The organism is Pseudoxanthomonas sp. PXM04 (assembly GCF_014851695.1).
In the GTDB taxonomy this organism is placed as follows: Bacteria; Pseudomonadota; Gammaproteobacteria; order Xanthomonadales; family Xanthomonadaceae; genus Pseudoxanthomonas_A; species Pseudoxanthomonas_A beigongshangi.
Genome location: NZ_JACVAG010000001.1, coordinates 144,870 through 167,456 on the forward strand (window position 1 = coordinate 144,870; position 22,587 = coordinate 167,456).

Annotated in this window: 18 protein-coding genes; 9 read left to right on the top strand and 9 right to left on the bottom strand. The window is 68.1% G+C overall.

What is annotated here, in order from left to right; translation table 11 throughout:
• The first annotated feature begins 76 nt into the window (after nucleotides 1-76).
• Entirely contained in the window at nucleotides 77-1,621 is a 1,545-nt protein-coding gene (locus tag IB228_RS00730) for an MDR family MFS transporter (protein WP_192197295.1), read from the top strand.
• 151 nt (nucleotides 1,622-1,772) lie between these two features.
• Nucleotides 1,773-2,159 (top strand): VOC family protein, encoded by a 387-nt coding sequence (locus IB228_RS00735; protein WP_225562237.1) that lies wholly within the window; start codon nucleotides 1,773-1,775, stop codon nucleotides 2,157-2,159.
• Nucleotides 2,160-2,255: 96 nt separating this feature from the next.
• On the opposite strand, the gene IB228_RS00740 is transcribed toward IB228_RS00735, so the two are convergent.
• The 3 genes from IB228_RS00740 to cysG all read right to left on the bottom strand — a co-directional run bounded on the left by IB228_RS00740 (nucleotide 2,256) and on the right by cysG (nucleotide 5,955).
• Nucleotides 2,256-3,290 carry a proline iminopeptidase-family hydrolase gene (locus tag IB228_RS00740; protein WP_192197297.1) on the bottom strand — a complete coding sequence of 345 codons (1,035 nt, stop codon included), beginning with the start codon at nucleotides 3,288-3,290 and terminating at the stop codon, nucleotides 2,256-2,258.
• 234 nt (nucleotides 3,291-3,524) lie between these two features.
• Nucleotides 3,525-4,484, bottom strand: a complete 960-nt coding sequence (gene cysK, locus IB228_RS00745) for a cysteine synthase A (protein WP_141453951.1) — start codon at nucleotides 4,482-4,484, stop codon at nucleotides 3,525-3,527.
• A 25-nt stretch (nucleotides 4,485-4,509) separates the two neighbouring features.
• Nucleotides 4,510-5,955, bottom strand: a complete 1,446-nt coding sequence (gene cysG, locus IB228_RS00750) for a siroheme synthase CysG (protein WP_192197298.1) — start codon at nucleotides 5,953-5,955, stop codon at nucleotides 4,510-4,512.
• 181 nt (nucleotides 5,956-6,136) lie between these two features.
• Between cysG and IB228_RS00755 the strand changes: the two genes are divergently transcribed.
• The 3 genes from IB228_RS00755 to IB228_RS00765 all read left to right on the top strand — a co-directional run bounded on the left by IB228_RS00755 (nucleotide 6,137) and on the right by IB228_RS00765 (nucleotide 8,072).
• Complete coding sequence (locus tag IB228_RS00755; RefSeq protein ID WP_141453949.1) at nucleotides 6,137-7,120, top strand: LysR family transcriptional regulator; 984 nt, start codon at nucleotides 6,137-6,139, stop codon at nucleotides 7,118-7,120.
• Nucleotides 7,121-7,189: 69 nt separating this feature from the next.
• Entirely contained in the window at nucleotides 7,190-7,723 is a 534-nt protein-coding gene (locus IB228_RS00760) for a nuclear transport factor 2 family protein (protein WP_192197299.1), read from the top strand.
• A gap of 10 nt (nucleotides 7,724-7,733) precedes the next feature.
• The gene (locus tag IB228_RS00765; protein WP_192197300.1) at nucleotides 7,734-8,072 is read left to right on the top strand and encodes a hypothetical protein; all 339 of its coding nucleotides are present in this window, start codon (nucleotides 7,734-7,736) and stop codon (nucleotides 8,070-8,072) included.
• 13 nt (nucleotides 8,073-8,085) lie between these two features.
• On the opposite strand, the gene IB228_RS00770 is transcribed toward IB228_RS00765, so the two are convergent.
• The 6 genes from IB228_RS00770 to IB228_RS00795 form a co-directional block, all read right to left on the bottom strand.
• Nucleotides 8,086-8,442: a hypothetical protein gene (locus IB228_RS00770; RefSeq protein ID WP_183644232.1), complete on the bottom strand. Its 357-nt coding sequence runs from the start codon at nucleotides 8,440-8,442 to the stop codon at nucleotides 8,086-8,088.
• Nucleotides 8,443-8,474: 32 nt separating this feature from the next.
• The gene (locus IB228_RS00775; protein ID WP_183644229.1) at nucleotides 8,475-9,239 is read right to left on the bottom strand and encodes a LytTR family DNA-binding domain-containing protein; all 765 of its coding nucleotides are present in this window, start codon (nucleotides 9,237-9,239) and stop codon (nucleotides 8,475-8,477) included.
• Nucleotides 9,232-10,500, bottom strand: coding sequence for a histidine kinase (locus IB228_RS00780; protein ID WP_192197301.1), 1,269 nt, complete (start codon nucleotides 10,498-10,500; stop codon nucleotides 9,232-9,234). The genes IB228_RS00775 and IB228_RS00780 overlap by 8 nt, the downstream gene beginning before the upstream one ends.
• Nucleotides 10,501-10,724: 224 nt before the next feature.
• Nucleotides 10,725-11,447: a phosphoadenylyl-sulfate reductase gene (locus IB228_RS00785; RefSeq protein ID WP_192197302.1), complete on the bottom strand. Its 723-nt coding sequence runs from the start codon at nucleotides 11,445-11,447 to the stop codon at nucleotides 10,725-10,727.
• The gene (cysI, locus tag IB228_RS00790; RefSeq protein ID WP_192197303.1) at nucleotides 11,444-13,144 is read right to left on the bottom strand and encodes an assimilatory sulfite reductase (NADPH) hemoprotein subunit; all 1,701 of its coding nucleotides are present in this window, start codon (nucleotides 13,142-13,144) and stop codon (nucleotides 11,444-11,446) included. Before cysI ends, IB228_RS00785 begins: the two co-directional genes overlap by 4 nt.
• A gap of 122 nt (nucleotides 13,145-13,266) precedes the next feature.
• Complete coding sequence (locus tag IB228_RS00795) at nucleotides 13,267-15,108, bottom strand: assimilatory sulfite reductase (NADPH) flavoprotein subunit (protein WP_192197304.1); 1,842 nt, start codon at nucleotides 15,106-15,108, stop codon at nucleotides 13,267-13,269.
• A gap of 209 nt (nucleotides 15,109-15,317) precedes the next feature.
• On the opposite strand from IB228_RS00795, the gene cysD reads away from it, so the two are divergent.
• The 4 genes from cysD to IB228_RS00815 all read left to right on the top strand — a co-directional run bounded on the left by cysD (nucleotide 15,318) and on the right by IB228_RS00815 (nucleotide 22,587).
• Entirely contained in the window at nucleotides 15,318-16,229 is a 912-nt protein-coding gene (cysD, locus tag IB228_RS00800) for a sulfate adenylyltransferase subunit CysD (RefSeq protein WP_192197305.1), read from the top strand.
• A gap of 17 nt (nucleotides 16,230-16,246) precedes the next feature.
• Complete coding sequence (gene cysN, locus IB228_RS00805; RefSeq protein WP_192197829.1) at nucleotides 16,247-18,229, top strand: sulfate adenylyltransferase subunit CysN; 1,983 nt, start codon at nucleotides 16,247-16,249, stop codon at nucleotides 18,227-18,229.
• A 113-nt stretch (nucleotides 18,230-18,342) separates the two neighbouring features.
• On the top strand, nucleotides 18,343-19,449 hold the full coding sequence (locus IB228_RS00810; protein WP_192197306.1) for an efflux RND transporter periplasmic adaptor subunit: 1,107 nt from the start codon (nucleotides 18,343-18,345) through the stop codon (nucleotides 19,447-19,449).
• A gap of 3 nt (nucleotides 19,450-19,452) precedes the next feature.
• Nucleotides 19,453-22,587 carry an efflux RND transporter permease subunit gene (locus tag IB228_RS00815; protein WP_192197307.1) on the top strand — a complete coding sequence of 1,045 codons (3,135 nt, stop codon included), beginning with the start codon at nucleotides 19,453-19,455 and terminating at the stop codon, nucleotides 22,585-22,587.

A 22,587-nucleotide genomic window follows, 5' to 3' on the forward strand; every position in this document is an offset into this window, starting at 1 on the left:
CGGCGCTCCGGGATGACCTCTGATTCTCCATGGCGCGGCGCGTGCGCGCGCCGCCCCGTGCCAGGCCGGTGACGCCATGATCAGCCGATTGAAGAACGACAACGCGAACGGCAACCGCACCCTGCTGGTGGTGTCGGTGATGCTGGCCACGCTGATGCAGGCGCTGGACACCACCATCGCCAACGTCGCGCTGCCGGACATGCAGGGCTCGCTGTCGGCCACCCAGGACCAGGTATCGTGGGTGTTGACCAGCTATATCGTGGCCGCCGCGATCCTGACTCCCGTCACCGGCTGGCTGGCTGGTCGGCTGGGACGCCGGCGCCTGCTGATCATCGCGGTGGGCGGATTCACCGTCGCCTCGTTGCTGTGCGGCATCGCCACCGGCATCGGCGAAATGGTGTTCTACCGCGTGCTGCAAGGTGTGTTCGGCGCCTCGCTGGTGCCGATCTCGCAGTCGCTGCTGCTGGATTCATTCCCCAAGGAAAAGCATGGCGCGGCGATGGCAATGTGGGGCATGGGCATCATGGTCGGCCCGATCCTCGGCCCGCCGCTGGGCGGTTTCCTGACCCAGAACTACAGCTGGCACTGGGTATTCCTGATCAACCTGCCGATCGGCATCCTCGCGCTCATCGGCATTCTGGCCAGCGTGAAGAAGGACCAGCCGCACGAGCGCCCGCTGGACGGCATCGGCCTGGGCCTGCTGGCGCTGGGCATCGGCGCGTTGCAGCTGTTCCTGGATCGCGGACAGGGCGAGGACTGGTTCGGCAGCCTGGAAATCCAGATCGAAGCGGCGCTGGCGTTCCTGGCGTTGTACATGTATGCGCTGTGGTGGTGGCGCCACCGCGAGCACGCGCTGCTGGATCTCGGCCTGCTGAAGAACGCCAACTTCGCGGTCGGCTGCGCGCTAATCTTCATTGTCGGCATCGTGCTGTTCGCCACGCTCGCGCTGCTGCCACCGTACCTGAGCACGCTGATGAACTACCCGGTGCTGACCATCGGTCTGGTGCTGGCGCCGCGCGGCGTCGGCACCATGCTGAGCATGATGGTGGTCGGGCGCCTGCTGGGACGGGTGGATGCGCGTGGCCCGATCCTGGTCGGCATGGGCCTGATGGTGCTCTCGCTGCATGGCATGACCCAATTCGGTCCGACCGCGTCGATGTCGTCGATTGTCTGGCTGGGCGTGATCCAGGGCCTGGGACTGGGATTGGTGTTCGTGCCTATTTCCACGGTCGCCTATGCGACGCTGGAACCGCACCAGCGCACCGAAGCGGCCGGCTTGTTCAGTCTGGTCCGCAACATCGGCTCGTCGGTGGGCATCTCGGTGGTGATGACGTTGCTGTCGCGCGCCGGCCAGATAAACCACGCGGAGATCAGCGCGCGCATACCCGCCTTCGGCGCCGAGACCACGCTGCTGCCGCCGATGTGGAATCCGGATACCGTGAGCGGCGCGGCGCTGCTCAACGCCGAGGTGATGCGGCAATCCGCGGCGATTGGCTATCTCAACGACTTCAAGCTGATGATGCTGTTGACCCTGGTGTCCATGCCGTTGGTGCTGCTGATGCAGAGCGGCAAGCATCCGGCCGGTGGGTCGGCGGGCGCGGATGCGGCAGCGGCGCATTAGCGGGCATCACCTCATTGTAGGAGCGACATGAGTCGCGACCGCATGCCTGGCACTGGATTGGGGCGCGACTTGCGTCGCTCCTGCATCGTGATCGCGGCGAGCGGTCGCGACTCACGTCGCTCCTACAGGATGCAGGGATAGAATGATGTCCATGAAACTGCTCGGTATCCACCACGTCGCCATCATCGCTTCGGACTATGGACGCTCGCGGCGCTTCTATACCGAGGTGCTGGGCTTGGACGTGATCGCGGAGCACTACCGCGAGGCGCGCGATTCCTGGAAGCTGGATCTGCGGGTGGACGAGCGCACCCGGATCGAATTGTTTTCGTTTCCCTCGCCGCCAGCGCGGGTGTCGCGGCCCGAAGCGTGCGGCCTGCGTCATCTGGCGCTGCGGGTGGCGGACCTGGATGCCGCGGTCTCCCATCTGGAAGCGCATGGCGTGGCGGTGGAACCGATCCGGGTGGACGAGTTCACCGACCGGCGTTTCACCTTCTTCGCGGACCCGGACGGGTTGCCGCTGGAGTTGTACGAGGATTGACGCTTGCCTGTTGGAGCGACGTAAGTCGCGATTCGCGATGGCACCGTCAGTCAGGATTTCGCGACTCACGTCGCTCCCACAGGAACGGGGAATCGATCAACGACCCGCGTCGGTATCGCGCAGGAAATCGATCAGCCCGTTCACGTAGGTGCTCTGGTCGTCGTACATCGCCATGTGGCTGCCTTCCGGGCAGAACAGGTAGCGACCTTTCGGCAGCCGCTTGCTCATCATCTCCATGTAGGCCGGATCCATGGTGTCGTGGCGCGCGCCGATGACGAGGGTGGGTACGGGGATCTTTCCCAGGTCGGCGGTGCGGTCCCAGTCGGCGAGGATGCCGCTGGCACCCAGTTCGCTCGGACCCTGCATCGGTACGTAGACCTTCTTGTTGATGTGGGCGAATGAGCGGTTGACCGGTTCCGGCCACTGCGCGGCCGGCATGCGCAGGACGTGCGCTTCGTAATGCGGCAACAGCAATTCCATGTAGCGCGGATCGTCGAAGCGCTTGTCCTTCTCCAGTTGCTTGATCTCGGCCAGCGCGGCGGGATCCATCTTCGGTTCCAGCACCTTGTGCGCGTAGTCGTTGTACGCGGGAATGCTGGACATCATGTTGGAGATGATCAGGCCCTTGAGATGCTGCGGATATTTGAGCGCGTATTCCATCGCCAGGATGCCGCCCCAGGAATGCCCAAGCAGATAGAAGTTGCTCCCGTCCAGCTTGAGCGCCTGGCGGACCTGCTCCACTTCCTCGACGAAACGCGCGGTGTCCAGCAGGCGCGGGTCATCGGGTTGGTCGCTGTAGGCCGAACCGAGCTGGTCGTAGTAGTAGTACTCGATGCCGGCGGCCGGCAGGAAGCTGTCGAAGGCCTCGAAGTATTCGTGGGTGGCGCCTGGACCGCCATGCAGCAGTAGCAGCTTGATGCGCGGATTGTTGCCGACCCGCTTGGTCCAGACCTTGAAGTCGCCGGCGGGCGTGTGGATCGGAATCATGCGCGCGCCGCCGGACAACACGTCGTCGCGGCCGGTGTTGTCGAAGTAGCTTGCCGGTGGTGTTGGCGGCGAGGACCGCGCGGCAGCCGCGATGCCGGAGACGAGGAACAGCGACGACAGCAGCAGCGAACCGGCCAGCTTCATGGCGGACCTCCAGGCGATGGACCATGCCGAGCCTAGCAACGCGCCCGAAGCCGCCGCAACCGGCGGCGTCATAACAGGATTGTCCGGGACGGGAACCGATGTGCCGATGTTCGCGCCGGATGCATGCGCGGGCACCTTCCGGCATCGACGAGAGCCACGGACGTTGATATGCGGCGTACCGGGACACGCACCGGCGACGATCCGTGCCCGGATCGCCGCCGTCTCAACGCCGGCTCAGCCCAGCGAGGCCAGCCACTCGTCGTCGGAGCCTTCGTTGACGCCCTCGAACAACGGGGTGGAGAAGTAGCGTTCGCCGGTATCCGGCAGCACCGCCAGGATGACCGAACCTTCGCTGGCCTTTTCCGCCACCTGCAAGGCGGCGGCGACGGTGGCGCCGGCGGAGATGCCGACGAAGATGCCTTCCTCGGCGGCCAGCCGCCGCGAGGTGGCGATGGCGCTGGCATCGTCCACCGTCAGCAGTTCGTCGAATACTTCGCGGTTGAGCACTTCCGGCACGAAATCCGGGGTCCAGCCCTGGATCTTGTGCGGCGCCCATTCCTTGCCCTGCAGCAGCGACGCGCCGGCCGGCTCGGAGGCGGTGATGCGCACTTCCGGACGGGCCACGCGCAGCACCTCGCCCACGCCGGTGAGGGTGCCGCCGGTACCCCAGCCGGTGACGAAGTGATCCAGCCGGCGGCCGGCGAAATCGCGCAGGATTTCCGCCGCGGTGGTCTGCCGGTGGTAGGCGGGATTGGCCGGATTGGCGAACTGGCGGGCGAGGAACCAGCCGTGCTTCTTCGCCAGTTCCTCGGCCCGGCGAACCATGCCGCTGCCGCGTTCCGCGGCGGGGGTCAGGATGACCTTGGCGCCATAGGCGCGCATCAGCTTGCGGCGCTCGATGGAGAAGGTTTCGGCCATGGTGGCGACGAACTTGTAGCCGCGTGCGGCGGCGACCATCGCCAATGCCACGCCGGTGTTGCCGGAGGTGGCTTCGACGATCGTGTCGCCCGGTTTGAGCAGGCCCTTGGCCTCGGCATCCAGGACGATCGCCAGCGCCAGGCGATCCTTGACCGAACCGCCGGGATTGAACGACTCCACCTTGGCGTACAGCTCGACGTGCGAAGGCGCGACGCGGTGAAGTTTGACCACCGGCGTGCGGCCGATGGTGTCGAGGATGCTGTCGTGGATGGGCATGAGGGAATCTCCTGGAGAAGGGAAGTCAGGCGGCGTGCGGGAGTGTGGCCGCCGCCAGGTCATCGGGATGTGGTGGCGCGGCCAGCGGCGCGGGTCCGAACCAGTGCAGGGCATCGGCCAGGCCGGCGACCTCGCCGAGGATGAGCAGGGCGGGTGATCGCACCTGGTGATGGCGTGCGGTCCGCGCCAGCCCGTCCAGGCGGCCGGTGATCACGCGCTGTTCGGCGCGCGACCCACTTTCAATCAACGCGAATGGCGTCCGGTCCGGACACCCTTCGGCGGAAAGTCGCGCCTGTACGGTTTCCAGCCCGGCCACGCCCATGTAGAACGCCAGGGTCTGCCGGCCCCGCGCCAGCGCGGCCCAGTCGAGGGTATCCAGCGAGTCCCGGCAGTGGGCGGTCACCAGCCGCACCGACTGGGCGTGGTCCCGGTGGGTGAGCGGGATGCCGGCGTAGGCCGCGCAGGCCACCGCCGCGGTGATGCCGGGGACGACCTCGTAGGGAATCCGGTGCCCGCGCAGGAACTCCAGTTCCTCGCCGCCGCGGCCGAACACGAACGGGTCGCCACCCTTCAGCCGCACCACCCGGCGGCCGGCCCGCGCATGTTCGAGCATCAACGCATGGATGCTTTCCTGGCGCACGCTGTGGCCCTGCGCCGATTTGCCGACCTCCACCCGCAGCGCGTCGCGGCGCGCCAGCTGCAGCACTTCGTCGCTGACCAGGCGGTCGTGCAGGATCACGTCGGCCTCGTTGAGCGCGCGCAGGCCGGCGAGGGTCAGCAGGCCGGGATCGCCCGGACCCGCGCCGACCAGGACCACCGAACCCCGCGGCGGCGAAACAGGCGCCGCCAGGGCGTCGGCGAGCGCGCGTTCGGCCTGCTCCGTCCGCCGCTGCCGCAGCAGCCGCGGCAACGGGCCTGCCAACAGGCGTTCGAAGAAACGGCGGCGCGCGCCGGTTTCCGGAAAGCGCGCGCGGATGCGGCCGCGTTCGCGCGCCAGCAGCGCGGTCAGCGCGCCCCAGGAGTCATCCAGCCAGGTTTCCAGCTGGCGTCGCAGGTGGCGGGCCACCATCGGCGTGCCGCCCCCGCTGGACACCGCGACCTGCAGATCGCCGCGGCGGACCACCGCCGGCACGTGGAAGCTGGACAGCAGCGCGTCGTCGACCACGTTGGCGAACACCCGGCGGCGGCTGGCGGCATCGGCGACGGCGCGGTTGACCGTCGCGTCGTCGGTGGCGGCGATGACCAGCCAGACGCCGTCGAGTGCCCCGGCGCGGAAGGTGCCGGGATCCCAGCCGATCAGGCCGGTGTCGGCCAGCAACTGCAGGGCCGGGGTCAGCGCGGGTGCCTGCACGTGGATGCGGGCGCCGGCTTCGCGCAACGCCTGCACCTTGCGTTCGGCGACCTCGCCGCCCCCCACCACCAGCACCGGACGGTCATGCAGATCGACGAAAAGAGGGAACAGGGTGGCCACGGCGGAGCATCTGGTTCGAGGCTCATGACCGTAGCTTTGGCACAGCGGCACAAGGAAATAACTTGCGCCGGATCGGACATGCCTTGCGGTTATAAGCCACCGGCGTTACGGTCCGGGAAAATCCTCTACAGTCCTCGCTCCCCCTGCGCCGCCCGCCGCGGCGCTTCCGAGACGGATTCCGATGACGCTGACCCAACTTCGCTACCTGGTGGCGATCGCCGATGCCGACCTCAACATCACGCTGGCGGCGGCCCGCGTGCATGCCACCCAGCCGGGCCTGTCCAAGCAGCTCAAGCAACTGGAGGACGAACTGGGCTTCCTGCTGTTCGTGCGCAAGGGACGCAGCCTGGAATCGGTGACCCCGGCGGGCGAGGAAGTCATCGAGCGCGCGCGCGCGGTGCTGGCCGAAGCCAACAACATCCGCACCTACGCGGCCAACCAGCGTCGCGAGAGCCAGGGCCAGCTGATCCTGGCCACCACCCATACCCAGGCGCGCTTCGTGCTGCCGCCGGCCGTCGCCCGGATCAAGCGGGCCTACCCGCAGGTCAGCGTGCACCTGCAGCACGCCGCCGAGAGCACCGCGCTGGATCTGCTGAGCCAGGGCGATGCCGACATCGCGGTGATCAGCACCGCCGGCGACGAGCCGCAGGGCGGCATCGCGGTGCCGCTGTACCGCTGGCGCCGGCTGGTGCTGGTGCCGCGCGGCCATGCGCTGGATCGCGACGGGGCCGCGCCGAGCATCCGCGAGCTGGTCGACCTGCCGCTGGTCAGCTACGACTCCTCGACCCGACCGGGTTCCTCGCTGCAGCGCGCGTTCGCCAGCGTGGGGCTGGAGCCGACCATCGCCGTGACCGCGCTGGATGCGGATCTCATCAAGACCTACGTGCGCGCCGGCCTTGGCGTCGGCCTGCTGGCGGAAATGGCGATCGGCAGTGGCGACACCGACCTGCGCGCGTGGCCGGCCCCGCCGGAGATCAAGGAATGCGTGGCCTGGGCCGTGCTGCCGCGCGAGCGCGTGCTGCGCGATTACGCGCTGGAGCTGGTGCATGCCCTGGCGCCGCAGGTGGACCGGCGCGATCTGCGGCGGGTACTGGACGGCAACCAGGTCGCCGACTGGCCGACACCGCCCACCTGGGAATCCCTGACCCAGACCATCACCACCTGACGACGGCGGGACTACCGGCGCCGGTGGCGGGATCGCATACTCCCGCACTGATTCGAAAAGGACATCGACATGCGCATCGCGATCCTTCCGGCAATCCTTCCGGCAATCCTCCTGGCGTTCGGCCTGCCCGCCCTTTCCGCCGAACCGGCCGCCGGCCAGCTGACCTTGCCCGCACCGGAGGAACTGAAGCGGATCATCCGCGAACAGGATCTCGCCCTGTTCGCGATCACCTTCGAAACCTGCGACATCGAGGCGCTGAAGCCGATGCTGGCCGATGACCTGGAGTTCTATCACGACAAGGGCGGCGTGGTGTCACGCTCGGCCGCCGACTTCATCGCCGTCATCGAGAAGAATTGCGCGGCCTGGAAGGCACCGGATGCATGGCGTTCGCGCCGGGAACTGATCGAATCCTCGTTGCAGGTGGATCCGATTCCCGGCTACGGCGCGATGGAAATCGGCGAGCACCGGTTTCACGAACGCAAGGGCGATGGCCCCGAGAAGGCGGTCGGGATGGCAGGTTTCAGCCAGGTCTGGAAACTCGAAGGCGGGCAGTGGAAGCTTTCCCGCGTGCTCAGCTACGGCCACCGGCCACTGGTTCCCTGAGGGACGAGCGATGAAGATGATCTCCCGGATGGTGCTGCGCATGTACGCGCCGGCGGTGGTGATCGCCGCCGGTGGTTTCGTCGTGGCCGAGACGGTGGCCCGCACCCAGACCGCGTTCAGCGGTTTCAGCAGCGGGCGCACCGCGTCGCTGTCGTTCCTGGCGGCGATCGTGCTGGGCACCGCCTGGGCACTGCATTCCAGCTGGCGACTGTACCGCTGGGCACTGGGGCGGGAGCGCCGCTGCGGTTGCGGTGGGCTGATGTCGCGGCCACGGTTGAACCGGCGCGGCGAGATCTATCGCAAGTGCATCGGCTGCGGCGGCAAGACGGTAATCCGCCACGTGCATTGAGCGGCGCGCGCCGCTAGTCCAGGCAGGTCGCCGCGTCGGGTTCGCGTTCGCGATCCACGCAGGTCCGTACCCCGCGCGGCAGGTTGTCGATGCGGCTTTCGCCGCCGACGTCCAGGACGAATGCCTGCAACTTGCGCGGCGGGCAGCTTTCGCCGGCGCGGCATTCGTCCGTCGCGACGATCAGGTAGTGGCATTTGCCTGTGGCGCTGGCCCTGCAGCGGAACAGGCCCTCGCCGGCGCGGATGACACTGCGGCTGTGGATCAGCTCCACGCCGTTGGCCTCGCTGCGCACCACGGAGGTCACGGACGGTTTGTCCTGGCAGCCGACCAGGCTCAGCAGGAAGGACATGGCGGTGACGATGATGCGCATGGCGGGCCTCGACGAACGATGGGGAGCGGCGTTCACATGCCGCGGAACAGGGACATGAAGGGCTGGCTGACCAGCAGCGTTTCGGGGCGGTTGCGCAGGCGAAGCACGCCGCGTCCGACATCGTCGCGGGTGATCGAGGCGACCGCCTTCAGGTTGACGATGGTGGAGCGATGGATCTGCTTGAAGGTCCGCGGATCCAGCGCCTCCAGCAGTTCGCGCAGCGGCGTGCGCAGCAGCGCCTCGCCTTCGGCGGTCATCACCACCGTGTACTTGTTGTCGGCGCGGAAGTAGGCGACATCGTCGATCAGGATCAGCCGGGTTTCCTTGCCGGTGTTGGCGGTGATCCAGACCAGCGGCGGTTTGCCGGCGGCGGGCAACTGGTCGCCGAGCTGCTTGAGCAGGGCCGCCAGCGTGGCCGCGTCGGGATGGTGACCGCTGCGCTGCTGCAGGCGCTGGACGGTGGTGGCCAGGCGCTCGCGGGTGATTGGCTTGAGCAGGTAGTCCACCGCGCCCTGTTCGAATGCGCCGATGGCGTACTGGTCATAGGCGGTGACGAACACGATCTGGGTCGCGGGACTGGCCTCGGTCATCGCGGTGGCGACTTCCAGCCCGGTCAGGCCCGGCATGCGGATGTCCAGGAACGCCACGTCGGGCTGGTGCTCGGCGATGGCTTCCAGCGCGGAGGCGCCATCCTCGCATTCGGCGACCAGTTCCAGTTGCGGCCAGGTGTCGCGCAGCAGCGACGCCAGCGCGGTGCGCAGCAGTTCCTCGTCTTCGGCGATCACGGCCTTAGGCATGACGGGCGACTCCGGCCGGCTTGGACGGCAGGTTGAGGGTGGCGGCCACGCCCTGCGGGAAGTTGGAGATGATGGCGAACGAGGCATTGCCGCCGTAGGTCAGGCGCAGGCGTTCGCGCAGGTTCTTCAGGCCGATGCCGGTGCCACCGGTCTGGTTGCCGAAGCCCTGGCCGTCGTCGGCGACGGTGATCGCCACCTGGCCTTCCTGTTCGCGCGCGATGATCCAGATGGTGCCGCCGCCGGGCTTGGGCTCCAGGCCGTGCTTGATGGCGTTCTCAACCAGCGTCTGCAACATCATCGAGGGCATCGCGACATCGCGCAGCGCCTCCGGAATCTCCACCTGGGTGTTGAGGCGATTGCCCATCCGGATCTTCAGGATCTCCAGGTAGGCCTCGGCGCGCTCGGCTTCCTCGCCCAGGGTGGAGACGGCATTCTCGGCGCGGGGCAGGGAGCGGCGCAGGTACTGGATGAGGTGGCCGAGCATGAGATCGGCGCGGGCGGGATCGGTGCGGGTCAGTACCTGCGCGCTGGCCAGGGTGTTGTAGAGGAAGTGCGGTTCCACCTGCGCCTGCAGCAGGTTGAGCTTGGCCACCGTCAATTCCTTCTCGGTGACGGTCTGCACGGTGTCGGCCTTTTCCTCGCGCCGGCGCTCGCCGATCCGGCGTGCGATCGCACGGACGATGGCTTCGGCGTTTTCCAGGTTGGTGCCGTTGTCCACCTTCAGCAGGTCGCTCCAGGTGCTGGCTTCGGGCTCGCACAGCAGCGACACGCTGCAACTGCCGGCGCCCGGCGTGACGGTGGCGAGGATCTGGTTGCGCTTGGTGCTGAACCAGTTGAACACGTTGTATCGCGCCGGGCGGTCGTTGCCATAGGGATCCACGCGCTTGAGCTTGGCCTTGACCTGCAGGCTGTCGCGCGCGCTTTCCAGTTCCTCCACCCGCGGCAGTTCGCGCACCGCCGATTCGACCAGCAGGAAGGCTTCGTCGGCCTCCAGCGGAATCTCGATCCGGCGGTGCTGGCGGTTGGACAGGGTGTCGTGATCCAGCCGGCCGGCGACCAGGCTGACCCGGCGCAGGTGCGAGAAGGTGCTGATGACCACCGACAGCGCGACCAGCAGCGCCAGCAGGGCGAACACCGGTCCGGGTGCATCGTCGTTGCCGGTGACGACATTGAAGGTACCGGCCCAGATCAGGCCGGCGAGCAGGAGCACGCCGGACCAGGCGGCGAAGATGCGGATGATGAAGAACAGGCTGGCGAACACGGCGGATCCATCGGTGTTGGATTGCCGCGGAGCATAGCCGGCCGGCGCCGGCGGGGAAGGGGGCCGGCGACGGAAGCCGGATTCGGGCGACGGAAACCGCCCGGGGCCGGATGGGCCGTATCAGGCGGCGGCGCCGGCGGCGGCCCTCGCGCCGATCCCTGCCATCGACGTGACGGTGCGCGGCCGGCGTCGCCGGTCAGCAACCGATGGCCCGAAACTCCCGGTCAGATGTCCAGGTGCAGGCCGCATTCGCGCTTGAGGCCGAAGAAGCGCGTGTCCTCCTCGCGCATGCCGGGTTCCCAGCGGGTGGTGGTGTGGAAATCGCCGATGGAGACGTAGCCCTGTTCCCACAGCGGGTGGTAGGGAAGATCGTGTTGCTTGAGGTACTGCCAGACTTCGCGATCGGTCCAGTCGGCAATTGGATTGACCTTCAGGCGGGCGCCGCGCCACTCGACGACGGGCGCGTTGGCGCGGGTGCTGGCCTGGCTGCGGCGCAGGCCGGTGAACCAGGTGCCGACGTCCAGTTCGGCCAACGCGCGCCGCATCGGTTCGACCTTGCGCAGGTTGTTGTACTGCTCGATGCCGACCAGGCCCTGTTCCCACAGGCGGCCGTGGCGCGCCTCCATCCAGGCGCGGCTGACCAGCGGACGGAACACCTTGAGGTTGAGCTTGAGCCGTTCGGTCAGTTCGTCGGCGAACCGGTAGGTCTCGGGAAACAGGTAACCGGTATCGATCAGGATCACCGGGATGTCCGGTTGCTGGCGGGTCAGCATGTGCAGCAGCACCGCCGCCTGCGCGCCGAAACTGGAGGACATCGCCGCCTGCGCCGGACCATTGGCCAGGGCCCAGCGCACCCGCGCTTCGGCCGGCTGCGCTTCCAGGCGCGCGTTGATGGCGGAGATGTCTTCGGTGGCTTCGGGCAGCGGTGCGGTTTGCGGCGCGCTCATGCGTGCAGTTCCAGGGCGATCTGTCGATGGGTGGGGTAGGGCGGCAGGGCGACGATGCCGCTGCGGTGCAGGAAATCGCCGAATCCCTCGTCGGCCTCGCGCTCGCGCGCGTAGCGGGCCAGCAGCGGATCCAGCGCTTCCAGGATTTCCGCTTCGGTGATGTTCTCGCGGTACAGCGTGTTGAGGCGCTGGCCGCGGTGATCCGCGCCGAGCATCAGGTTGTAGCGGCCGGGCGCCTTGCCGACCAGCGCGATTTCGCCCAGGTAGGGACGCGAGCAGCCGTTGGGGCAGCCGGAGATGCGCAGCAGGATGGGCGCATCGCGCAGGCCGTGCCGATCCAGCAGTGGCTCCAGGCGGGCGGTGAAGTCGGGCAGGTAGCGCTCGGCTTCGGCCATGGCCAGGCCGCAGGTCGGCAGGGCGACGCAGGCGACCGCCGCACGCGCCAGCGCGGTGCCGGCGCGGCGGCCGTCGTCCAGGCCATGCGCGCGCACGAGCGCGTCGATGCGCTCGCGCTCGCCGGCCGGCACACCGGCGATGACCAGGTTCTGGTTGGGAGTGAGCCGGAACTCGCCACGGTGGATGCCGGCGATCTCGCGCAGGCCGGTCAGGTGCGTGGCCTGCGCGGTGTCGGCGATGCGCCCCGCGAAGAAGTGCAGGGTCAGGTGCCAGCGGCCATCCTCGCCCTCGACCCAGCCATAGCGGTCGCCGTTGTGATCGAAGTGCCACGCGCGCGCGGGCTGGAGCGCATGGCCGGAGCGGGCCTCGATCTGACCGACGATCGCCTCCAGGCCGTGATCATCGATGGTGTACTTGAAGCGGGCGCGCTTGCGCAGTTCGCGGTTGCCGAAATCGCGCTGGGTGGTGACCACCGCGGTCGCCACGTCCAGCAGTTTCTCCGGTGGCAGGAAGCCGACCACGTTGCCGATGCGCGGATACGTCGCGGCGTCGCCGTGGGTCGCGCCCATGCCGCCGCCGATGACCAGGTTGAAGCCGACCAGCTCGCCGTCCTCCAGGATGGCGATGAAGCCCAGGTCGTTGGCGAACACGTCGACATCGTTGAGCGGCGGAACCGCGAACCCGATCTTGAACTTGCGCGGCAGGTAAGTGGCGCCATAGACCGGCTCCTCCTCCTCGCCGCTGCCGGCCACGCGTTCCTCGTCCAGCCAGATTTCGTAGTACGCGCGGGTATTGGGCAGCAGGTGCTCGGACAGGCGCGCCGCCCAGGACTGCACCTGCGCATGCGCCTTCGACAGCAGCGGGTTGGCCGCGACCAGCACGTTGCGGTTGACGTCGCCGCAGGCGGCCAGCGTGTCAATCAGCGCCGCGTTGATTGCCTGCATGGTCGCCTTCAGTTCGCGCTTGATCACCCCATGGAACTGGAATGCCTGGCGGGTGGTGACCCGCAGCGAGTGGTTGGCGTAGCGGGTGGCGATCGCGTCGAGTTTCAGCCATTGCTCGGGCGTGACCACGCCGCCGGGCGTGCGGGTCCGGATCATGAACTGGTAGGCCGGTTCCAGCTTCTGCCGCCGGCGCTCGTCGCGCAGATCGCGATCGTCCTGCTGGTAACTGCCGTGGTACTTGATCAGGGTCTGGTCCGACTCGCGCAGCGCGCCGGTCACCGGGTCGGCCAGGCTCTCCAGCAGGCTGCCCCGCAGGCGACGGCTTTCGGATTTGATGTCTTCTACGGAGTGGGACATGGGTGGGGGCCGGGATTCGGGATTGGTGATTCGGGATTCGCAAGAGCGCAGCAGGAGATCGGAGAAATCAGGAACGGGACGGGCTTTCACGAATCCCCAATCCCGAATCACCAATCCCCGTTTCAATACACATCACGACAGTAGCGGCCTTCCGATTGCAGTCGGGTCAGGTATTCGGCGGCTGTGTCTTCGTCGTGGCCGCCTTGGGTGCGGAGGATGTCCAGCAGCGTGGCGTGCACGTCCTTGCCCATGCCGATGGCGCCGCAGACATACAAGTGGGCGCCGCCTTCCAGCCAGGCATGGACCTCGCGGGCGTGTTCGCGCAGGCGGTCCTGCACGTAGATCTTGTCGGCCTGGTCGCGCGAAAACGCCAGGTCCAGCCGGTGCAGCGAGCCGTCACGGAGCGCGTCCTGCCATTCGGACTGGTAGAGGAAGTCCTGGTTGAAATGGCGGGCGCCGAAGAACAGCCAGTTGCGGCCCTGCGCGCCGGTTTCGGCGCGCTCCTGCACGAAGCCGCGGAACGGCGCGATGCCGGTGCCGGGACCGATCATCAGGATGTCGCGGGCGCCGTCGGCGGGCACCCGGAACCGTTCGTTGGCCTCGACATAGACCGGCACCGCTTCACCTTCCGCACGCGCGGCGAGGTACCCGCTGGCCGCGCCGCCATGCGCTTCACCGAACGCTTCGTAGGCCAGCACGTCCACGGTCAAGTGGACTTCTTCGCCCACCCGCTTGCGGCTGGAGGCGATCGAGTACAGCCGCGGCGCGAGCGGACGCAGCGCGGCGACCAGTTCATGCGCTTCCCAGCGTGCCGGCCAGCGTCGCAGCACGTCGACGACCTGATGGGTGTTGAGCAGGCCGGCGAGCGCGGACTGCTGCGCCGGCGCCAGCAGCGCGTTCAGATCCTCGGCGCGCGCCTGCGCGGCGTGTTCGGCCAGGAACGGGCGCGAGAGCCGGGTCAGTTCGCGACGGCTGGCCAGCCACTCGCGCAGCGGCAGCGTATCGCCCTGGAGCTCGATCCCGGCATCGCCGGACAGCGCGGTGGCCTGGAGGATCGATTCCACCAGCGAATCCGGATTGCGATGGCGGATGCCAAGCGCGTCGCCCGGTTCGTAGTGCAGTCCGCTGCCGGCCAGCGACAGTTCGAGATGGCGCACGTCCTTGTCGCGTTCGCCATGCCGCCCGAATGCCTTGCCCTTGAAGTCGCGGCCGCTGACGTTCTGGTTGAGCAGGACTTCGGCGGAGTAGGGTTTTTCGTGCGACCACGGCGAGGCCGCGTGCGTTGGCCGCAGCGGGGTGACCGTGGCCAGCGGGGCGCTGGGGTGGGATTTCAGGTGTTCGCGCGCCGACGACAGCGCCTGGGTGCGCCAGGGATCGGCCACCGTGTCGATGTCCAGATCGGCCAGGCCGGGTTCGAACAGGCGCTGGGCACCCAGTTCGGCCAGGCGGGCATCCAGGCGGCGGGCGATGCCGCAGAAATCGGCGTAACTGGAATCGCCCAGGCCGAGCACCGCGTAGCGCAGTTCCGGCAGCTTGGGCGCGCGCCGGCCGGACAGGAACTCGACCAGGCCGATGGCATCGTCCGGCGGATCGCCTTCGCCCTGGGTGCTGATGACCACGTACAGCAGGCGTTCGCCGGCCAGTTCGCGGGTCGGATAGGCGTCCGCCCGCAACAGGCGCACCGGCAACCCGGCCGCCTCGACGGCCTGGGCGATCTTCTCGGCCGCGCGTCGCGCATTGCCGGTCTGGCTGCCGTAGACCACGGTCAGGCGCTGGCCCGCCTGCGCCTGGCCGCCCGGCAGCACCGCCAGTTGGGGCACGTGCTGGCCCTGGGCGAGCCCGGCCGTATAGCCGGACAGCCACCAAAGGGTCGGCGCATCCAGCCCTTCGACCAGCCGCGCCAGCAGCACACGCCGCTCCTCGGCCAGGGGACTGGGCGCCAGTGCGGAGGAGGAAGCGGTCATCGCGGGCAATCGCTTTGCGCAGGAGGGAGTCCGATGTTAGGAACCCGTTGTCCCGTGCAGAAAGGACGGCTGGTTATGGGCTTATCCCGCTGGCTTATTTCCCGGCGCGGGGGAGGCATGGAATGCTCGTTGGCCTCCTGGGGCAGAAGCAACGGCGGTAGCTGGTACGCTTTGCGCCGGCATCCCGTCACGCACCGCAGCCCGTTTTGATGAGCGCCGAACACCGCCTGTCCCACCTCGACCGCCTGGAAGCCGAGAGCATCCACATCCTCCGGGAGGTGGCCGCGGAGTTCCGCAATCCCGTGCTGCTGTATTCGGTGGGCAAGGACAGCTCGGTGCTGCTGCACCTGCTGCTCAAGGCGTTCGCGCCGGGCCGCCCGCCCATCCCGCTGCTGCACGTGGACACGCGCTGGAAGTTCCGCGAGATGATCGCGTTCCGGGATCGCCGCGCGGCCGAGACCGGCGTGGATCTGCGGGTGCACATCAACCCCGAGGGCATCGCCCAGGGCGTCGGCCCGATCAGCCACGGCGCGACCGTGCATACCGACGTGATGAAGACCCAGGGCCTGAAGCAGGCGCTGGACCAATACGGCTTCGACGCGGCCATCGGCGGCGCCCGCCGCGACGAGGAGAAGTCGCGCGCCAAGGAGCGCGTGTTCTCCTTCCGAAACGATCGCCACCGCTGGGATCCCAAGAACCAGCGACCGGAGCTCTGGAACCTCTACAACGCCCGCATCCACAAGGGCGAGAGCGTGCGTGCGTTCCCGCTGTCCAACTGGACCGAACTGGACATCTGGCTTTACATCTATCGCGAGGGCATTCCGGTGGTGCCGCTGTACTTCGCCGCCGAGCGGCCGGTGGTGGAACGCGATGGCGCGCTGATCCTGGTGGACGACGAACGCCTGCCGCTGCATGAAGGCGAACAGCCGCAACTGCGCAGGGTGCGCTTCCGCACCCTGGGGTGCTACCCGCTCACTGGCGCGATCGAGTCCGACGCCGATACCCTGGAAAAGATCATCGCCGAGATGCTGGTGGCGACGTCCTCCGAGCGCCAGGGCCGGGTGATCGATCACGATCCGGGCGCGTCGATGGAGAAGAAAAAGCTGGAGGGGTACTTCTGATGAAGCCGGGATTGGGGATGACCGGCCATCCGGCCGTTGAAAACCGGGATTCGGGATTAGGGAAAGCGGGAAGCGATCCGCTGGCGGAAGCGCCCGCTGTTGCGAATCCCGAATCCCGAATCCCCAATCCCGAAAACACCAGCATCACCGACTACCTGCGCCAGCACGAAACCAAGCCGCTGCTGCGTTTCATCACCTGCGGCAGCGTCGACGATGGCAAGAGCACGCTGATCGGTCGCCTGCTGCACGACAGCAAGCGGTTGTTCGATGATCAGCTGGCGGCGCTGGAGAAGGACAGCCGCCGGCATGGCACCCGCGGCGGCGACATCGATTACGCGCTGCTGCTGGACGGCCTGGCCGCCGAGCGCGAGCAGGGCATCACCATCGACGTGGCCTACCGCTACTTCGACACCGAGCGGCGCAAGTTCATCGTCGCCGACTGCCCGGGGCACGAGCAGTACACCCGCAACATGGCCACCGGCGCGTCCACCGCGGATCTGGCCGTGGTGCTGGTCGACGCGCGCAAGGGCCTGCTCACCCAGACCCGCCGGCACAGCTATATCGTCTCGCTGCTGGGCATCCGCCACGTCGTGCTGGCGGTCAACAAGATGGATCTGGTCGGCTTCGATCCCGCGGTGTTCGACGGCATCGCCACCGCCTACCGCGCACTGGCCGCGCAACTGGGCATCGCCGACGTGACGTGCGTGCCGCTGTCCGCGCTGGAAGGCGACAACCTGATCGAGCGTTCGGCACGCACGCCGTGGTACGACGGCCCCAGCCTGTTGCAGCACCTGGAGAGCGTGCCGGTGGACGATGCCGGCGCCGAAGGTGGGTTTCGCCTGCCGGTGCAGTGGATCAACCGGCCGGACCAGAATTTCCGTGGCTTCGCCGGCACCGTGGCGGCGGGGCGGGTGCGCCCGGGCGACGCGATCGTGGCGCTGCCCTCGGGCCGGCGCTCGAAGGTCGCGCGGGTGCTCGGGCCGGATGGCGATCGCGAACTCGCCAGTGCCGGCGAAGCGATCACCCTGACCCTGGACGACGAGATCGACATCAGCCGCGGCGACGTCATCGCCGCCGCCGGCGATCCGCCACAGGTCGCCGATCAGTTCGCCGCGCACGTACTGTGGATGGACGACGCCGCGCTGCTGCCCGGACGTCCGTACTGGCTGAAGATCGGTACGCGCACGGTCGCCGCCTCGATCAGCGAGATCAAGCACCGGGTCGACATCAACAGCCAGGAGCACCTGGCGGCCAAGCGGCTGGAACTCAACGAGGTCGGCTACTGCAACCTCAGCCTGGACGAACCGATCGCGTTCGCACCCTATGCGGACAACCGCGCGCTGGGCGGCTTCATCCTGATCGACCGGCAGAGCAACCACACGGTCGCGATGGGAACGCTGGACTTCGCCCTGCGCCGCGCCGGCAACGTGCACTGGCAGCACCTGGACGTGGACAAGGCGGCGCGTGCGCGCATCAAGGGCCAGCAGCCGCGGGTGCTGTGGTTCACCGGCCTGTCCGGCGCCGGCAAGTCGACCGTGGCCAACCTGGTCGACAAGCGCCTGCACGCGCTGGGCTACCACAGCTTCATTCTCGACGGCGACAACGTGCGTCATGGCCTGAACCGGGATCTGGGCTTCACCGCCGAGGACCGGGTGGAGAACATCCGCCGCGTGGCCGAGGTCGCCAGGCTGATGACCGACGCCGGATTGATCGTGCTGGTCAGTTTCATCTCGCCGTTCCGGGCCGAGCGGCAGATGGCGCGCGAACGGTTCGGCGAAGGCGAGTTCCTGGAAATCTTCGTCGACGTGCCGCTGGCGCTCGCGGAGGAACGCGACGTGAAGGGCCTGTACCGCAAGGCGCGGGCCGGCCTGATTCCCAACTTCACCGGCATTGACTCGCCGTACGAAGCACCGGAACATCCCGACCTGCGGCTGGATGCCGGCGCAGAGAGTCCGGAACACTTGGCGCTGCGGGTCCTGGAAAAACTGGGATTGACCTAGCGAACCACGCTGCACAAGGGTCGTTAGTCATAGCCCTGTCAACGCTTCCGTACGCATATTCGTTCATGGCGTGAAGGTAAACTTCACGTGATAACGATCATTACGGTACTTTCATGCTGAGCCGAACCGGAATCCGGGCGACGCTGGCCGTCGCCGCGTCGATGTTCCTGTTGACCGCCTGCGGAGAAAAATCCGCCGGCGCGGGCGGAGGCGGGCAGGGTGCGGATCGGCCGGTGCCGGTGAACACCCAGGTGGCCCAGCTCTCGGCGTGGAGCGACACCCTGGAGGCGCTGGGCACCGCCAAGGCGCGCGAGTCGGTGACCCTGACCGCCAAGGTCAGCGAAATCGTCCAGGACGTGCACTTCGAAAGCGGCCAGGACGCCAGGGCCGGGCAGGTGCTGGTGACCTTGCGCGGCGACGCCGCCAAGGCGTCGCTGGAGCAGGCCGAGGCCACCTACGCCGAAGCCGACCGCCTGTACCGCCGGCAGAAGGAACTGGCCGAACAGCAACTGGTCGCCCGCTCCACCCTGGACACACAATTGGCCCTGCGCGACGCCGCCGCAGCGCGCGTGCAGCAGATGAAGGCCGACATCGGCGATCGCACGGTGCGCGCACCGTTCGCCGGCGTACTGGGCATCCGCCAGGTCAGCCCGGGCTCGCTGATCACCGCCAGCACCGTCATCGCCACCCTCGACGATGTTTCGCGGATGTACGTGGACTTCCAGGTGCCGGAAGCGGCGCTGGCCACGGTCGACAACGGCGATGCGGTCAACGCAACCACCGCCGCCTGGCCGGGGCGCACCTTCGAGGGCGTCGTGGAAACGGTCGATGCGCGGGTGGATCCCGCCACCCGCGCGGTCACCGTGCGCGCGGTGTTCGCCAACCCGGATCGCGCGCTGCGCCCGGGCATGCTGCTCAACGTCAATCTGTTCCGGCCGGAGCGGCAGGCGCTGGTGATTCCCGAGATCGCCGTCGTGCAGGTGGGCCGCGACACCTTCGTCTACCGGGTCAAGGCCGACAGCAGCGTGGAGCAGGTCACCGTGAGCACCGGCGTCCGTCGCGAGGGTCGGGTGGAGATCACCGAAGGCCTGAAGGCCGGCGATCGCATCGTCGTGGACGGTACCGGCAAGCTGCGGCCCGGCGCGAAGATCACCGAGGCCGGCGCGACCACGCCACCGGCCGCCGCGCCCGCCGCCGCACCCGCCGTCAAACGGGGCTGAACCATGAAGCTGTCCGACCTGTCGATCAAGCGGCCGGTGCTGGCCGTGGTGATGAGCCTGCTGCTGATCGTGCTCGGGGTGATGTCGTTCATGCGCCTGACCCTGCGCGAGCTGCCCAACATCGATCCGCCAGTCGTGTCGGTGGAAGTGACCTACCCGGGCGCGTCGGCGGCGGTGGTGGAAACCCGCGTCACCCAGATCCTGGAAGACGCGCTGGCCGGCATCGAGGGCATCGAGACCATCGAGTCGCGCAGCTCCAACGGCCGCTCGCAGGTCACCATCGAGTTCACCCTTACCCGCGACATCGAGGCCGCCGCCAACGACGTGCGCGACAAGGTCAGCCGGGTGATGGATCGCATGCCCGACGAGGCGGATCCGCCGGAAGTGCAGAAGGTGGAAGCCGATGCCGACGTGATCCTGTGGTTGAACATGAGTTCGACCAAGATGGACACCCTGCAGCTGACCGACTACGCCGATCGCTATATCGTCGATCAGCTGTCGGCGCTGGACGGCGTGGCCCAGGTGCGCATCAGCGGCGCCCAGCGCTACGCCATGCGGATCTGGCTGGACCGCGCCGCGATGGCCGCGCGCGGCGTCACCGCCAGCGACGTGGAGGCGGCGCTGCGGCGCGAGAACATCGAACTGCCCGCCGGCCGCATCGAATCGGAAACCCGCGACTTCACCCTGCGGGTCGAACGCGGCTACATGACCGCCGAGCAGTTCGCGCGGATGCCGCTGAGCAAGGGCGCCGACGGCTACGTGGTGCGGGTGGGCGACGTGGCCCGGGTGGAGCTGACCACCGAGGAACGCCGCGCCTATTTCCGCAGCAACGGCCGCCCGAACGTCGGCCTGGGCATCGTCAAGACCTCAACCGCCAACGCGCTGGATGTGGCGCGCGCGGCCCGCGCCGCCGCCGATCGCATCCGCCCGACCCTGCCGGAAGGCACCCAGATCTTCGTCGCCTACGACAGCACCGTGTTCATCGAGGCGTCGGTCGAGCGCGTCTACGCCACCCTGGTGGAGGCGATGATCCTGGTGTTCGCGGTGATCTGGCTGTTCCTGGGCAGCCTGCGCGCGGCGTTGATCCCGGCGGTGACGGTGCCGGTCTGCCTGATTACCTCGTTCATCGCCCTCTACGCGTTCGGCTTCTCGATCAACCTGCTGACCTTGCTCGCCCTGGTGCTGTGCATCGGCCTGGTGGTGGACGATGCCATCGTGGTGCTGGAGAACATCCAGCGCCGCGCCGACCTGGGCGAGCCGCCGCTGGTGGCCGCGCGTCGCGGCACCGCGCAGGTGGCCTTCGCGGTCATCGCCACCACCGCGGTGCTGGTGGCGGTGTTCCTGCCGGTGGGGTTCATGGAAGGCAACACCGGACGCCTGTTCCGCGAACTGTCGGTGGCGCTGGCGGCGGCGGTGGCGATCTCGGCGTTCGTGGCCCTGACCCTGACTCCGATGATGTCCTCCAAGCTGGTCCGGCCGCACAGCAAGCCCAAGGGTTTCAACGCCTGGATGAACCGGCAGCTGGCCCGGCTCAGCGAGGGGTATGGCCACCAGGTCCAGCGGATGGTGGCGATGCCCGGCCGGCGCATCCTGTTGATCCTGCTGATCGCGATGGGCGCCTGCCTGGCGGTGGCGGCGGTGCTGGGCCTGCGCGTGCCCAAGGAACTGGCGCCGATGGAGGATCGCGGCTCGTTCTTCGTCTCCATCCAGGGACCGGAAGGCGCAGGCTTCGATTACACCGTGAAACAGATCCAGCAGGTCGAGCATCTGTTCGCCGACAACATCGGCGAAGGCAAGCCGATCCAGCGCGCCAACGCCCGCGTGCCGGGCGGCTTTGGCGCGAGCGAGGAAATGCACACCGGCCAGGTGATCGTGTTCCTGCAGGACTGGAGCAAGCGCCACGAAAGCACCACCGAGGTGCTGGAATCGGTGCGCGGCCAACTGGAGCAGATGCCGGGCATCCGCGCCCAGCCTTCCCAGCGCACCGGCCTGGTCCGCGGTGGTGGCCAGCCGTTCCGGATGGTGCTCGGCGGTCCGGATTACAACGAGCTCTCGCAGTGGCGCGACCGGATGATGGCGCGCATGGAGCAGAACCCCGGCCTGTACGGCGTGGACTCGGATTACAAGGAAACCCGGCCGCAGATGCGGGTCAACATCGACCGCAGCCGCGCCGCCGACCTGGGCGTGTCGGTGCAGGAAATCGGCCGCACGCTGGAAACCATGATGGGTTCCCGCCAGGTCACCACGTTCGTCGACAACGGCGAGGAGTACGACGTGCTGATGCAGGCCGACCGCGAGCGCCGTTCCTCGCCGGCGGACCTGGCCAACACCTACGTGCGCGGCAGCGCGGGCGAGCTGATTCCGCTGTCCAACCTGGTGACATTGTCGGAAATCGCCGAACCCGGCAGCTTCAACCGCTTCAACCGCCTGCGCGCGATCACCCTGACCGCGTCGCTGGCGCCGGGCTATACGCTGGGCGAGGCGATGGGCTGGGCCCAGCAGGTGGCGCAGGAGGAACTGCCCGACTACGCGCAGATCGACTGGAAGGGCGAATCCCGCGAGTACCTCAAGGCCGGCGGCGCGGTGCTGCTGACCTTCGCGCTGGCGCTGCTGATCGTCTACCTGGTGCTGGCGGCGCAGTTCGAGAGTTTCATCCACCCGCTGGTGATCATGCTGACCGTGCCGCTGGCGGTGCTGGGCGCGCTGATCGGCCTGTGGGTCACCGGCGGCACGCTCAACCTGTTCAGCCAGATCGGCATCGTGATGCTGATCGGCCTGGCGGCAAAGAACGGCATCCTGATCGTCGAGTTCGCCAACCAATTGCGCGACGACGGCATGAGCGTGGCGCGCGCCATCGCCGAATCCTCGAAGGTGCGCCTGCGCCCGATCCTGATGACGTCCGTGGCCACGGTGATGGGCGCCGTGCCGCTGGTGGTGGCCGGCGGACCGGGGTCGGCCAGCCGCGCGACGATCGGCATCGTGGTCATCTTCGGCGTCTCCTTCTCCACCTTGCTGTCGCTGTACGTGGTGCCGGCGTTCTACGCGCTGCTGGCACCGTTCACGCGGTCTCCCGAGGCCGTGGCCCACGAACTGAAGCGACTGGAAGAAGAAACTCCCCCGGTAGGCGGTCATGGTTGA

Excerpts from the sequence above, each read along its gene's own strand:
- IB228_RS00730 (WP_192197295.1), top strand. The coding sequence starts at position 77 with ATGATCAGCCGATTGAAGAACGACAACGCGAACGGCAACCGCACCCTG.
- cysK (WP_141453951.1), bottom strand. The coding sequence starts at position 4,484 with ATGCCCATCCACGACAGCATCCTCGACACCATCGGCCGCACGCCGGTG.
- IB228_RS00815 (WP_192197307.1), top strand. The coding sequence starts at position 19,453 with ATGAAGCTGTCCGACCTGTCGATCAAGCGGCCGGTGCTGGCCGTGGTG.
- IB228_RS00760 (WP_192197299.1), top strand. The coding sequence starts at position 7,190 with ATGCGCATCGCGATCCTTCCGGCAATCCTTCCGGCAATCCTCCTGGCG.
- IB228_RS00735 (WP_225562237.1), top strand. The coding sequence starts at position 1,773 with ATGAAACTGCTCGGTATCCACCACGTCGCCATCATCGCTTCGGACTAT.
- IB228_RS00755 (WP_141453949.1), top strand. The coding sequence starts at position 6,137 with ATGACGCTGACCCAACTTCGCTACCTGGTGGCGATCGCCGATGCCGAC.
- IB228_RS00770 (WP_183644232.1), bottom strand. The coding sequence starts at position 8,442 with ATGCGCATCATCGTCACCGCCATGTCCTTCCTGCTGAGCCTGGTCGGC.
- IB228_RS00810 (WP_192197306.1), top strand. The coding sequence starts at position 18,343 with ATGCTGAGCCGAACCGGAATCCGGGCGACGCTGGCCGTCGCCGCGTCG.
- cysI (WP_192197303.1), bottom strand. The coding sequence starts at position 13,144 with ATGTCCCACTCCGTAGAAGACATCAAATCCGAAAGCCGTCGCCTGCGG.
- IB228_RS00795 (WP_192197304.1), bottom strand. The coding sequence starts at position 15,108 with ATGACCGCTTCCTCCTCCGCACTGGCGCCCAGTCCCCTGGCCGAGGAG.
- cysD (WP_192197305.1), top strand. The coding sequence starts at position 15,318 with ATGAGCGCCGAACACCGCCTGTCCCACCTCGACCGCCTGGAAGCCGAG.
- IB228_RS00740 (WP_192197297.1), bottom strand. The coding sequence starts at position 3,290 with ATGAAGCTGGCCGGTTCGCTGCTGCTGTCGTCGCTGTTCCTCGTCTCC.
- IB228_RS00785 (WP_192197302.1), bottom strand. The coding sequence starts at position 11,447 with ATGAGCGCGCCGCAAACCGCACCGCTGCCCGAAGCCACCGAAGACATC.
- IB228_RS00765 (WP_192197300.1), top strand. The coding sequence starts at position 7,734 with ATGAAGATGATCTCCCGGATGGTGCTGCGCATGTACGCGCCGGCGGTG.
- cysN (WP_192197829.1), top strand. The coding sequence starts at position 16,247 with ATGACCGGCCATCCGGCCGTTGAAAACCGGGATTCGGGATTAGGGAAA.
- IB228_RS00775 (WP_183644229.1), bottom strand. The coding sequence starts at position 9,239 with ATGCCTAAGGCCGTGATCGCCGAAGACGAGGAACTGCTGCGCACCGCG.